Source organism: Nocardiopsis sp. CC223A (assembly GCF_030766825.1).
Lineage (GTDB): Bacteria > Actinomycetota > Actinomycetes > Streptosporangiales > Streptosporangiaceae > Nocardiopsis.
The window spans coordinates 1-12,609 of the sequence record NZ_JASFDV010000129.1; the positions used below are offsets into that span (position 1 = coordinate 1).

Consider the following 12,609-nt stretch of genomic DNA (forward strand, 5'->3'; position numbering starts at 1 on the left):
TGTCGGGCCCGCTGTGGGGCAGGGGCAGGGGCACGGGCGCCGACCCGCGCCGGGGTGCGGGCACCTCCGGGACCGCGTTGATGCGGGCGGTGGCGGCGACCACCGCGGTGGAGGTCTGCTCCAGCAGCAGGGTGGCGGGCGCGGCCTCGGGCAGGGAGCCGCCGCCGATGAGCGCGGCCAGCACCTCCATGGCGGTGGGCCGCCGGTCGGGGTCCTTGTCCAGGCAGCGCTCCAGGACCGGGTGCAGCCGCTCGGGGACGGCGGCCAGGTCCGGCGGGGAGGTGAGCACCTGGTCGACGATGGCGAGCGTGGTCCCGCCGTGGAAGGCGCGGTGGCCGGTGGCGGCGTAGACCATGACGGCGGCCCAGGAGAACAGGTCGCTGGCCGGGCCCAGGGTGTGGCCGCGGATCTGCTCGGGGGACATGTAGGCGGGGGTCCCGGCGACGGTGGTGGTCTGCCGGGTGGCGTCGACCAGCCGGGCGATGCCGAAGTCGATGACGCGGGGGCCGTCGGGGCCCAGGATGACGTTGCCGGGCTTGAGGTCGCGGTGCACGACCCCGGCCTCGTGGACGGCGGCCAGGGCGGTGACGGTGGCGATGGCCAGCCGGTCCAGGTCGGGGCCGGTGCGGGGGCCGTCGTCCTCGATGGCGGAGCGCAGCGTGGGGCCGGGGACGTACTCGCTGGCGATGTAGGGCGGGTCGGCGTCCATGTCGGCGTCCAGGACCGCGGCGGTGCAGAAGGGGGCGACGCGGCGGGCCGCGGCGAGTTCCTGGGCGAAGCGGTCGCGCTGGCGGGAGTCGCCCTCCCAGGTGTGGCCCAGGACCTTCACCGCCGCCTGGGTGCCGTCGGCGGCGCGTGCCAGGTAGACGGTGCCCTGTCCGCCGCTGTCGATGCGGGAGACGACGGTGTAGGGGCCGATCGTGGACGGGTCGGTGGGAAGGAGCGGTGTCGTCATGTTTCGCGCCCTGTCGGTGGGGGGCCGCCCGCTGCGGCCTCCATCTCTTATTGTGACGCGCAGGCCGTGGGTTTGGATCTGTCGAAAGGTATTGACTTCTCATTCCTCCCGTGAACCGGAGCCGGTCCGCATGGCGCGCGGACCGGCCCCGGGGGTGTACGGGCCGGGTCAGAGCCCGAGGGCGTGCATGGAGAAGTCGAAGACGAAGACGCCGGTGAGGATCCACATGAGCCAGCCGACGTCGCGGGCGCGTCCCTGGACGGTGCGCAGGACGGTGTGGGCGATGATGCCGATGCCGATGCCACTGGCGATGTCGAAGGCGAAGGGCATCATCGCGATGGTGAGGAAGGCGGGCACGGCCACGCCCATGTCGGACCAGTCGATGTCGGCGATGTGGGTCATCATCAGCGCCCCCACCAGCACCATGGCGACCGAGGCCGCCTGGGCGGGGACGATGGAGAAGACCGGTGCGAAGACGATCGCGGTGAGGAACAGGGCGCCGGTGACGACGCTGGACAGCCCGGTGCGCGCCCCTTCGCCGACGCCCGCGGTGGACTCGACGAAGACGAGGGTGGCCGAGGAGCTGGTCAGGCCGCCGACGACGGCACCGGTGCCGTCGGTGACGAGGATCTGGTTGACGCGGGGCATGGCGCCGTTCTCGTCGGTGATGCCGGCCTTGGCGCCGATGGCGAGGATGGTGCCGACGGCGTCGAAGAACCCGGCCAGGACGAGGGTGAAGAGGATGACGCCGGCGGTGGTGGGCCCGGCGGTGGTCCAGGCGCCCAGGAGGTCGACCTGGAAGAGGAGCCCGAAGTCGGGTGCGGCGACCAGGGAGCCCGGGAGTTCGGGTGCGCCGCCGCCCCACTGGGCGGCGTCGAGCCCGAAGGCGTAGTGGACGATGACGGCCAGGGCGGTGGCGCCGACGATGCCGTAGAAGATGGCGCCGGGGATGCCGCGGACGAGCAGGATCGAGGCCAGGGCCAGGCCGATGACGAAGATCAGGACGGGCCAGCCCAGCAGGTGGCCGCCGTCGGTCTCGGCGCCCAGTTGCAGCAGGCTGCCGCCTTCGCCGCGGCTGACGAAGCCGGCGTTCTTGAGGCCGATGAGGGTGACGAAGAGGCCGATGCCGACGCCGATGGCGATCTTGAGGTTGCGGGGCAGGGCGTTCATGACGGCGGTGCGGACGCCGGTGACGACCATGGCGATGATGATGAGGCCCTGCCAGACGACCAGGCCCATGGCTTCGGGCCAGGTCATGTTGGGTGCGGCCTGGTAGGCGACGACGGCCATCACCCCGAGGGCGGCGGCGCAGGCGATGGGGGCGCGCCCGACCACGCCCATCATGATGGTGACGAGCCCGGCGGAGAGGGCGGTCATGGTGGTGAGCTGGGCGGGGTCGAGGTGGTCGCCGTTGATGTCGGTGGCGCCGCCCAGGATGACGGGGTTGAGGACGATGATGTAGGCCATCGCCATGAAGGTGGTGAGTCCGCCGCGGAGTTCGCGGGCGGGGGTGGAGCCGCGGGCGGTGATGGAGAAGTAGCGGTCGAGCCAGGATCGACCTTCGTGGGGGGTGGTCTGCGGGCGCTGGGCGCTGTCGCGTGTGGTCATGTCCCCTCCTGGAGGGAAACGGGGCGGCCGTTGGTCGCCTGATGAGAGAGGATGGTCACTCTGGGTGACCGTCCGTGGGCGTGCGGGGGCGTCGTCGCCCTCGTGCCCTGGGCGGTGGCGCGCGCGTGCGCGGATGGTCGCGTGCGCCGGTGGGCCGCTCACCGGGTGGGTGAGGGAGGTCGGGCGGTGCGGCGGGGTGGCCGCCGCACCGCCGGTGTCTTACAGGGTGATGCCGACGATGTCCTCGGGCCGTACGGGCGCGTGGGTCAGGGCCTTGCCGGTGGCGGCGCGGACGGCGGCCACGACGGCGGGCGTGGAGGACAGGGTGGGCGGTTCCCCGGCGCCGCGGACGCCGTAGGGCGAGTGCGGGTCGGGGTGTTCGAGGACCTCGATGCGCATGGGCGGGGTGTCGAGGATGGTGGGGATGAGGTAGTCGGTGAAGGACGGGTTGCGGATCTGTCCGTCGCCGACCTGGATCTCCTCCATGAGGGCCAGGCCCAGGCCCTGGGTGGAGCCGCCCTGGATCTGGCCGATGAGCTGGAGCGGGTGCATGATCTTGCCGACGTCCTGGACGGCGTCCAGGGCGATGACCTTGACCAGGCCGAGTTCGACGTCGACGTCGACGACGGCGCGGTGGACGCACATGCCGAACTGGGTGTGGGAGGCGCCCTGGCCCAGGGTGGGGTCGAGCATCTCGGTGGGCCGGTGGTGGTATTCGCGGGTCTGCTCCACGACGGTGCCGTCGGCGAGCAGGTCGGTGAGCGAGACCAGGGCGCCCAGGGTGCGGGAGACGATCTTGCCGCCGGTGAGGGTCAGGTCCTCCTCGTCCAGGGCGGCCGGGACGTGGCCGCGTTCGCGGGCCAGGGCGTAGACCTCCTCGCGTACGGCCAGGCAGGCGGTGCGCACGGCGCCGCCGGTCATGTAGGTCTGGCGGGAGGCGGAGGAGGACCCGGCCGATCCGACGTTGGTGTCGGAGGGGGCGATGACGACCTTCTCCACGCCCAGTTCGGTGCGGGCGATCTGGCCCTTGACGGTGACCAGGCCCTGGCCGACCTCGGCGGCGGCGGTGTGGACGAGGGCGACGGGTTCGCCGTTGACGACCTCCAGGCGCACGCGGGCGGTGGAGTAGTCGTCGAAGCCCTCGGAGAAGCAGAGGTTCTTGAGGCCGACGCCGTAGCCGATGCCGCGGACGACGCCTTCGCCGTGGGTGGTGCCGGCCACGCCGCCGGGCAGGGTGCGCAGGTCGGCGGGGTCGGGCAGGGTGTCGCGGTCGGGCGGCAGGGGCAGGTCCTTGGCGCGGGCGAGCATCTCGGCCATGGGCAGGGGCATGTCGACCTCTTGGCCGGTGATGATGCGCGAGCCCTGGCTCATGGAGTTCTTGATGCGCAGGTCGACGGGGTGCATGCCCAGTTCCCGGGCGAGGCGGTCCATCTGGGATTCGTAGGCGAAGCAGGCCTGGACGGCGCCGAAGCCGCGCATGGCGCCGCAGGGCGGGTTGTTGGTGTAGACGCCGTAGGCGTCGACGCGGGCGTGGGGGATCTCGTAGGGGCCCAGGCCCAGGGAGGAGGCGACGCCGACGACGGCCGGGGTGGCGGAGGCGTAGGCGCCGCCGTCGACGATGACCTCGGCGGTGGCGTAGAGCAGGGTGCCGTCGGCCAGGGCGCCGTGCTCGTAGCGCATCTTGGCGGGGTGGCGGTGGACGTGCCCGTAGAAGGACTCTTCGCGGTTGTAGACGATCTTGACGGGCTTGCCGGTGTGCAGGGCGAGCATGCAGGCGTGGATCTGCATGGACAGGTCCTCGCGGGCACCGAAGGCGCCGCCGACGCCGGCCAGGGTGACGCGCACCTTGTCCTGGGGCAGGTCCAGGGCGGGTGCGATCTGGCGCTGGTCGACGTGGATCCACTGGGTGGCGACGTAGAGGTCGACGCCGCCGTCCTCGGCGGGGACGGCCATGCCGGACTCGGGGCCGAGGAAGGCCTGGTCCTGCATGCCGACCTCGTACTCGTCGGCGACGATGACGTCGGCGCGGGCGCGCAGGGCCTCCAGGGCGGCGTCGGGGTCGCCCTGGGTGAAGTCGCCGGTGCGGATGGGCTGGTGGCGCAGGCGGTTGCCGCGCTGGTTGTACTCGGGGTGGTCGGGGATGCTGCCGGGTTCGTGGACCAGGGGGCAGTGGGGGTCCAGGGCGGCGCGGCGCGAGTCGGTGATGGGCTCCAGGACCCGGTAGTCGACGCGGATGCGCTCCATGGCGCGGCGGGCGGTCTCGGGGTGGTCGGCGGCGACGATGGCGACGGGTTCGCCCTTGTAGCGGACCTTGCCGTAGGCCAGGACGGGCTGGTCCTCGAATTCGAGGCCGTAGCGCTTGCGGCCGGGGACGTCCTCGTGGGTGAGGACGGCTTCGACGCCGGGGACCTTGAGGGCCTCGGTGATGTCGATGGCGAGGATCTCGGCGTGGGGGTGGGGGCTGCGCAGGGTGGCGCCCCAGAGCATGTCCTCCATCCACATGTCCGAGGAGTAGGCGAATTCGCCGGTGACCTTCAGAGTGCCGTCGGGGCGTAGCGGGCTGGCGCCGATGCCGTCCCTGGTGGTGCTGGTGAGGTCGGTGACGGTGGTCGCTGACATCAGCGGTTCGCCTCCTGGGTGAGTCGCGCGTGGGCGTTGCGGCCGCGGGCGGCGGCGGCCTCGCGGGTGACGGTGGTGAGTTCTCCGCCGGTGACGACGGGGCGGGCGCCGACCCACAGGTGGGACAGCGGCGGGGTGGGGCCGAAGACGGCGGCGACGACGGGGTCCTCGATGACGTCGTAGCCGAAGCCGTCGACGCGCCACAGGGCGATGTCGGCGAGCTTGCCGACGGTCAGCGAGCCCAGTTCGGCGTCGCGGCCCAGGACGCGGGCGCCGCCCAGGGTGGCCATGTGCAGGGCCTGGCGGGCGGTGAGGGCCTGGGGGCCCCTGCGGGCGCGGGCCATGAGCAGGGCCTGGTGCATCTCCCCGGCCAGGGGGGTGAGCTCGCTGGAGGCGGGGCCGTCCACGCCCAGGCCGACGGGGACCCCGGCGGCGAGGAGTTCGGTGGTGCGGCAGATGCCGGCGCCCAGGCGGGCGTTGGAGGTGGGGCAGTGGGCGATGCCGGTGCCGGTGGCGGCGATGCGGGCGATGGCGTCGTCGGAGAGGTGGACGGCGTGCGCGAACCAGACGTCGGAGCCGAGCCAGCCGAGTTTCTCGGCGTACTCGACGGGGGTGCAGCCGAACTCGGCCAGGCACTGCTCTTCCTCGTCGAGGGTCTCGGCGAGGTGGGTGTGCAGGCGGACGCCCTTGTCGCGGGCCAGGTGCGCGGCCTGGACCATGAGGTCGCGGCTGACGGAGAAGGGCGAGCAGGGTGCGACCGCGATGCGGGTCATGGACCCGGGTGAGGGGTCGTGGTGGGTGTCGATGGCGTCGGCGGTGCCCGCCAGGGCGCCGTCGAGGGTCTCCACGACGCTGTCCGGGGGCAGGCCGCCCTGGCTGTGGCCGCGGTCCATGGAGCCGCGGGCCAGGTCCAGGCGCACGCCGACCCCGAGGGCGGCCCGGACCTGGGCGTCGACGATGTCGCCGCGGCCGGCGGGGTGGATGTAGTGGTGGTCGGAGGCGGTGGTGCAGCCGGACAGGGCCAGGTGGGCGAGTCCGGCGGTGGTGGTGTCGGCGACGACCTGGGCGTCGAGGCGGTGCCAGATCTCGTAGGAGCCGACGAGCCACTCGAAGAGGGTGCCGTCGGTGAACAGGCCCTGGGTGGCCCACTGGTAGAGGTGGTTGTGGGTGTTGACCAGGCCGGGGGTGGCCAGGTGGCCGCGGCCGTCGACGCGGGTGGCGTCGTCGGGGACCAGGTGGGCGGGTGCGGGTCCGTCGCCGACGGCGGTGATGACGCCGTCGCGGGCGATGATGTGCCCGTTCGGGTGTTCGGCGCCGTCGACGGTGGCGATGTGGGCGCCTTCGATGACGAGGGAGCGGTGGGCGCTCATGCGGTGCTCCCCGCGGGGTCGGTGTCGGTGCGGCGTGCGGCGGCCAGGCGGACGGCGTCGAGGATCTTCTCGTAGCCGGTGCAGCGGCAGAGGTTGCCGGCGAGGGCTTCGCGGATCTCGGGGTCGGTGGGTGCGGGCCGCCCGGCGTCGACGGTGCGGTTGAGCAGGTCGTCGGTCTGGACGAGCAGGCCGGGGGTGCAGAAGCCGCACTGGACGGCTCCGGCGTCCAGGAAGGCCTGCTGCACGGTGTTCAGGGGGCGGTCGCCGCCCTTGCCGGGGCCTTCGGCGAGGCCTTCGACGGTGCGGACCTCGCGGCCTTCGGCCTGGCCTGCGGCGACCATGCACGAGCAGACGGTGACGTCGTCGAGGTAGACGGTGCAGGAGCCGCATTCGCCCTGTTCGCAGGCGTTCTTGCTGCCGGGCAGGCCCAGGCGCTCGCGCAGGACGTACAGGAGGCTCTCGCCGGGCCAGACGTCGTCGGCGGTGACGTCCTGGCCGTTGACGTTGATGTTCACGCGCATGGGGCGGCTTCCTTGCGGTAGTCGGTGATGGACCAGGTGAGGGTGCGGCGGGCCATGACGGACAGGGCGTGGCGCCGGTAGGCGGCGCTGCCGCGCTGGTCGTCGATGGGTCGTGCGGCGGCGGCGACGAGTTCGCCGAAGCGGCGGACGGTGGCCTCGGGCAGGGGCCCGGGGGCGTCCCAGTCGATCTCCTGGGCGAGGAAGTCCTCGGCGGCCTCGGCGCGCAGCGGGGTGGGCCCGGCGGAGCCGATGCCGGTGCCGACGGTGCGTTCTTCGGTGTTCAGGGCCAGCGCGAAGGAGGTGACGGCGATGACCATGGCGTTGCGGGTGCCGATCTTGGCGAAGTGCTGGGGTCCGGTGGGTGCGGGCAGCCGGATCGCGGTGATGAGCTCGTCGTCCCGGCGTGCGGTGGTGCGGAACGAGAGGAAGTAGTCGCGGGCCTTGACACGGCGGGTGCCCCGGGTGGAGGCGAGTTCGATGACGGCGTCGGTCGCCAGCAGCGGCGGGAGGGCGTCTCCTGCGGGGGAGGCGCCGCCGAGGTTGCCGCCGACGGTGCCCCGGTTGCGGATCTGCGGGGAGGCGACCGTGCGGGAGGCCTTGGCCAGGCCGGGGGCCGGGGCGGACAGTTCGGTGATGATGCGGCTGTAGGGGACCGCGGCGCCCAGGCGTGTGCCGCCGTCGTCGGTGGTCTCCCAGCGGGAGAGCTCGGCGATGCGGGTCAGGTCGAGCAGTGTGTCGGGCCTGCGCTTGTCGAAGTTGAGCTCGACCATCACGTCGGTGCCGCCGGTGATCGGGACGGCGTCGGGGTGCTCGGCCTTGGCCTCAAGCGCCTCCTGCAGGGTGGAGGGGCTCAGGAATCGCATGTGTGAAGGTCCTCGCGTTTACTTGACCGGTGGGTTGTGTGAAGTACAGCACTCCGGTGTCGCGGGTTCCAGGCGGTGATGACATGAAGTGATGGCGGAACGAACGGTTATCGTTGGTCGTTTCCTACAAGTGGTGTCCGTGGGAGCGTTCGTACTTCCCCACCACTCAAGTCCCGTAAGGTCTCGGGGACCATCATCGACACACGGACTCAAGAAGGACGTTCATGCGTCTTGGCGATTTGATCGCGGTCGACCGGCTGCACCTGCGCTTCCTGTCGGGGGCGGAGCGGGCCGACCGTGAGGTGGGGTGGGCCTACACCACCGACCTGTTGGAGCCCGCGCGGTATCTGCGCGGGGGCGAGCTGGTGCTCACCGGGATGATGTGGCGTGAGGGGCCCGAGGACTCGGACCGGTTCGTGGCGTCGGTGGAGTCGGCCGGTGCGGTGGCGATCGCGGCGGGCACGGCGCTGGGTTCGGTGCCCGAGGACCTGGTGCAGGCGTGCCTGCGGCGGGGGATGCCGTTGGTGGAGGTTCCGCCGGAGACGTCGTTCGGCGCGGTGACGGAGGAGGTGCTGGGTTCGCACACCCGGCGCCGGTTCGCGGGGTTGGCGCGGCATCGGGACCGGTTGCGCCAGGCGGTGGCCGAGGTGGCCGCCGGCGCGGATTTCGCGGAGGTGTTCGCACGGGCGTCGGCGCAGGTCGGGATACGCGCGTGGGTGATCTCGCCGACGGGTCGGCTGGTGGCCGGCGACGGTGCCGGGCTGGGGGCGGCCGAGCGCGAGTGGCTGGCGTCGCGGGCCCTGTCGTGGCCGCTGCTGCCGCACACCACCCGGGTGGCGGGCGCCGGGGAGGCGGTCGTGACGGTGCGGGAGGTGGCCACGTCGCGGTCGCATCCGCTGTCGCGGTGGCTGCTGGTGTGCGCCGGCGACGAGGCGGTGTGGTCGGAGGAGGAGCGCGAAACGGTCGCGGAGCTGGCGTCGGTGGCGGTGCTGGCCCGGGGGCGGGTGGAGGACCGGTGGAGCACCGAGGCCCGGCACCTGGAGGGGGTGGCCCGGCTGTTGGCGGCGCAGCGGTTCGACGAGGTGGCGGCGCTGCTGCGGGGCACCCCGCAGGGCGGGGGAGAGGACCACGTGGTGATCAGCGCCGTGATGCTGCCCGCGCCGCGGTCGGGTGAGCTGACCCGGCACGTGGTGGCCGAGCTGGTGGCCGGCCTGCCCGGCGCGGTGGTGACCGGTGACGGTGACGGCGACACGCTGGCACTGGTCCCGGTGGCCGCGGGCGGTGACGTCCGGGAGGGGGCCGAACGGGTGCGCACGGCGCTGGTGGCCGGGGCGCGGGTGCTGGAGGGCGGCCTGCTGGACCACCGGTTGGCGCTGGGGTCGTCCTCGGCGGCGCGCGGTGTCCCGGAGCTGCGGGGCGCGGCGGTGGAGGCCCGGCACGCGCGGCGGCTGGCGGAGCTGCGCGGGGGCCGGTGGCGGGTGATCGCGGGGGCGGAGATCGACTCCCACGAGCTGCTGCTGGCGTCGGTGCCCGAGGAGGTGCAGAGCTCCTACCGGGAGCGGCTGCTGGGTCCGCTGGTGGCCTACGACCGGGACCACCGGTCGGAGCTGGTGGAGACGCTGGAGCGGTTCCTGGAGCATTCGGGTTCGTGGCAGCGGTGCGCGGCGGCGATGCACGTCCACGTCAACACGCTGCGGTACCGGATCGGCCGGGTGGAGGAGCTGACCGGCCGCGACCTGAGCAACCTGGAGCACCGGGTGGACCTGTTCCTGGCGCTGAAGCTGCGGGACTGATCCGGCCCGACCGTGTCGTGTCGGTGGGGCGCGGTAGGGTGCGCGCCCATGGGCACGGATATTTCTCGGGAGTCGTTGCGGGGCGCGGATCTGGCGGGGGCCGATCTGCGGGAGGAGTGGGGGAGCGCGGGGGGTGCGCCCCGGGAGCTGGTGGAGTGCGATCTGTCGGAGGCGGATCTGCGCGGGGCGGACCTGGTCGACGCGGTGGTGCGGGACTGTCGGCTGGACGGGGCGCGCCTGGACGGCGCGGAGCTGGAGGGGGCCCGGTTCGTCGGCGGCGGTGCGGCCGGTGCGGTGTTCGGCGGGGCCGAGTGCACCGAGGCGCGGTTCGAGCGGGTGGACCTGGCCAACACCCGGTGGCAGGGGGCGCTGCTGACCGACGCGGTGTTCTCGGGGTGCCGGATGACGGGGGCGGGGCTGACGTCGCTGCGCGGGGTGGGGTACGCGTTCGAGCACTGCAACCTGATGCTGGCCCGGTGCAAGGGCATCGACCTGCGCGGCCGGGTGCTGGAGGGGTTGCGGTTGGACGAGGCGGACCTGTCGGCGGCGGACCTGCGCGAGACGGTGTGGGTGGAGTCGCGGCTGCGCGGTGCCGCGCTGGTCGGGGCGAGGCTGGCGGGTGCGGACCTGCGCGGCGCAGACCTGGGCGAGCTCACCCTGGAGCAGGCGCAGTACCTGCGCGGGGCGATGATCGGCCCCGCGCAGGCACGGCTGCTGCTGGGTGCGTTGGGGATCACCCTCGCCGACTGAGGGTGTCCTCCAGGGAACGCGGCGGGCGGCCCAGGACCTCCTCCACCCCGGTGGACAGGTGGGACTCGCGCCCGCGCGCGAGCGGGCCCAGGACGTCGGCCCAGATCAGGGCCACCTCCTCGGGGATTCCGTCGGCGACCTGCGCCGCGACGAACTCGTCCATGGAGATCGGGGTGTGGGTCAGGGGCGTGCCGGCGGCGGTGAAGGCCGCGGCGACCTCCCCCGGGGTCAGCGGGCGGGGGCCGGACATCTCGTAGACGCGGCCGAGGTGGCCGTCGCCGGTGAGGGCGGCGACGGCCACCTCGGCGATGTCGTCGGTGTCGACGTAGGGGCAGGCGGCGTCGTGGACGGGCAGCCGCAGGTCCCCGGCGGCCACCAGGGGGGCGAAGAAGCCCTCGGTGAAGTTCTGGGTGAACCAGGTGGGGCGCAGCACGGTCCATTCCAGGCCGCTGCCGGCCAGGGCCTTCTCCCCCTGCATGTGGCCGTTGTCGAGGTTGGGGCGGTCGGTGTAGTAGTCGGGGTCGTCGTTGCCGCGGGCCGAGAGCAGCACCATGCGCTCCAGGCCGCTGTCCCGGGCGGCGTCGATGAGGTCGGGGGTGCGCGGGTCGGCGTCGTTGGGGACGACGTAGGCGGTGCGCACCCCGTCCAGGGCCCTGTCCCAGGTGGCGGGGTCGGACCAGTCGAATCGGTGGGCGGAGGTGCGCGAGGCGACGCGCACGGCGCGGCCCTGTTCGGTGAGCAGGCGGGCGACACGGCGGCCGGTGGTGCCGGTGCCGCCGATGACCAGGATGGGGTCGGTGTTCGTCATGGAAGAAGTCCACCACCCGGAACTGAGACGATCCATGGGTTGAAAACTCACCGGCATGTGCGATCGTCTACGGCATGGACGCACTCTCCGACCTCCTCGACGGGGTCCGGGCCCGCGGGGCCCTGTTCAGCCGTTCCCTGATGGAGCCGCCCTGGTCGGTGTGCTTCGACCATTCCCTGCCGCTGTCGCTGATCACCATGGTGCGCGGCCGGTCCTGGATCGTTCCCGAGCACGGTGACCCCGTCGCCCTGGCCCCCGGTGACATCGCGGTGCTGCGCGGCCCGGCCGTGCACACGGTGGCGCATCCGGCCGACGCCGCCGCCACCGGCGCCGTCCTGTCGGGCACGGGGTGTGTGGGCCCGGACGGGCTGGAACTGGACGAGGACGTCGTGCTGGGCCTGCGCACCTACGGGCACTCCCTGGACGCCCCGGACCTGATGCTCTGCGGGAGCTACGACGTCACCGGCGAGGTCGGGCGGCGGCTGCTGTCGGCCCTGCCGGGGGTGCTGGTGGTGCCCGCCGACGCCTGCCACGACCCGTTGACGCAGATGATCCTCAACGAGGTGGACTGCCAGGTGCCGGGTCAGCAGGTGGTGCTGGACCGCTTGTTGGACCTGGCGCTGGTGTCGACGCTGCGGACCTGGTTCGACCGGCCCGAGGCCGATCCGCCCGCCTGGTACACGGCGCTGGGCGATCCGGTGGTGGGCACCGCGCTGCGGGCGGTGCACAACCGGCCCGACGCGGCGTGGACGGTGTCGGGGCTGGCCGAGGTGTGCGGGGTGTCGCGGGCGACGCTGGCCCGGGACTTCGCGGCGTTGATGGGGGTGCCGCCGATGGCGTACCTGGCCGAGTGGCGGATGACGCTGGCCGCGGATCTGCTGCGCGACACCGAGGAGACGGTGGGGGCGATCGCGCGCCGGGTGGGCTACGCCGACGCGTTCGCGTTCAGTGCCGCGTTCAAGCGGGTGCGCGGGGTCTCCCCGACCGGGCACCGCCGGGGCGGGGCGTCAGCCGGGCAGGTGGAGGCGGCGCACGCATAGGGCGACCTGGAGTCGCAGCCGCCCCGGGACGGTGCGCACGCTCCACCCCAGGAGGCGTTCGAGGCGTTCCAGGCCCTGCTGGGCGGTGGAGTGGTGCACGTCCAGCGCGATGGCGGCCGCGCGCACGCTGGGCGCGGTGGCCAGGGCGTCGGCCAGGGCGATCAGTGCGGTGGAGGTGCGGGCCAGCCGGTCCAGGGCGGCCACGTCGCGCGGGGGCGCGTCGCCGGGGGCGACGGTGTCGGCCAGGGGCAGCAGGGCGCCCAGGTGTTCGGCGCGGACGAG

Annotated in this window: 11 protein-coding genes; 3 read left to right on the forward strand and 8 right to left on the reverse strand. The window is 73.3% G+C overall.

The annotated features are described in order from the left end of the window. The 6 genes from QJS33_RS29920 to QJS33_RS29945 all read right to left on the reverse strand — a co-directional run. Positions 1-955, reverse strand: a 955-nt coding sequence (locus tag QJS33_RS29920; RefSeq protein WP_306371430.1) for a serine/threonine-protein kinase, incomplete at its 3' end; no start/stop codon positions are given. 168 nt (positions 956-1,123) lie between these two features. Next, entirely contained in the window at positions 1,124-2,563 is a 1,440-nt protein-coding gene (locus tag QJS33_RS29925) for an NCS2 family permease (RefSeq protein ID WP_306371431.1), read from the reverse strand. 219 nt (positions 2,564-2,782) lie between these two features. Next, on the reverse strand, positions 2,783-5,182 hold the full coding sequence (pucD, locus tag QJS33_RS29930; RefSeq protein WP_306371432.1) for a xanthine dehydrogenase subunit D: 2,400 nt from the start codon (positions 5,180-5,182) through the stop codon (positions 2,783-2,785). Next, positions 5,182-6,552: an 8-oxoguanine deaminase gene (locus tag QJS33_RS29935; protein ID WP_306371433.1), complete on the reverse strand. Its 1,371-nt coding sequence runs from the start codon at positions 6,550-6,552 to the stop codon at positions 5,182-5,184. Before QJS33_RS29935 ends, pucD begins: the two co-directional genes overlap by 1 nt. Beyond that, on the reverse strand, positions 6,549-7,073 hold the full coding sequence (locus QJS33_RS29940) for a (2Fe-2S)-binding protein (protein WP_306371434.1): 525 nt from the start codon (positions 7,071-7,073) through the stop codon (positions 6,549-6,551). The genes QJS33_RS29935 and QJS33_RS29940 overlap by 4 nt, the downstream gene beginning before the upstream one ends. After that, a complete protein-coding gene (locus QJS33_RS29945) occupies positions 7,064-7,936 on the reverse strand; it encodes a xanthine dehydrogenase family protein subunit M (protein WP_306371435.1) in 873 nt (290 codons plus the stop codon). The genes QJS33_RS29940 and QJS33_RS29945 overlap by 10 nt, the downstream gene beginning before the upstream one ends. A 224-nt stretch (positions 7,937-8,160) precedes the next feature. On the opposite strand from QJS33_RS29945, the gene QJS33_RS29950 reads away from it, so the two are divergent. Both QJS33_RS29950 and QJS33_RS29955 read left to right on the forward strand, forming a co-directional pair. Continuing rightward, positions 8,161-9,729: a PucR family transcriptional regulator gene (locus QJS33_RS29950; RefSeq protein ID WP_306371436.1), complete on the forward strand. Its 1,569-nt coding sequence runs from the start codon at positions 8,161-8,163 to the stop codon at positions 9,727-9,729. Positions 9,730-9,777: 48 nt separating this feature from the next. Then, on the forward strand, positions 9,778-10,479 hold the full coding sequence (locus QJS33_RS29955) for a pentapeptide repeat-containing protein (RefSeq protein ID WP_306371437.1): 702 nt from the start codon (positions 9,778-9,780) through the stop codon (positions 10,477-10,479). On the opposite strand, the gene QJS33_RS29960 is transcribed toward QJS33_RS29955, so the two are convergent. Next, positions 10,463-11,287, reverse strand: coding sequence for an NAD(P)H-binding protein (locus QJS33_RS29960; RefSeq protein WP_306371438.1), 825 nt, complete (start codon positions 11,285-11,287; stop codon positions 10,463-10,465). The two genes, QJS33_RS29955 and QJS33_RS29960, sit on opposite strands and share 17 nt — an antisense overlap. Positions 11,288-11,361: 74 nt before the next feature. Between QJS33_RS29960 and QJS33_RS29965 the strand changes: the two genes are divergently transcribed. Continuing rightward, on the forward strand, positions 11,362-12,327 hold the full coding sequence (locus tag QJS33_RS29965; RefSeq protein WP_306371439.1) for an AraC family transcriptional regulator: 966 nt from the start codon (positions 11,362-11,364) through the stop codon (positions 12,325-12,327). Here the strand turns inward: QJS33_RS29965 and QJS33_RS29970 are convergent. Then, on the reverse strand, positions 12,295-12,609 hold a 315-nt coding region (locus tag QJS33_RS29970; protein WP_306371440.1), incomplete at its 5' end, for a helix-turn-helix domain-containing protein. The genes QJS33_RS29965 and QJS33_RS29970 overlap by 33 nt on opposite strands.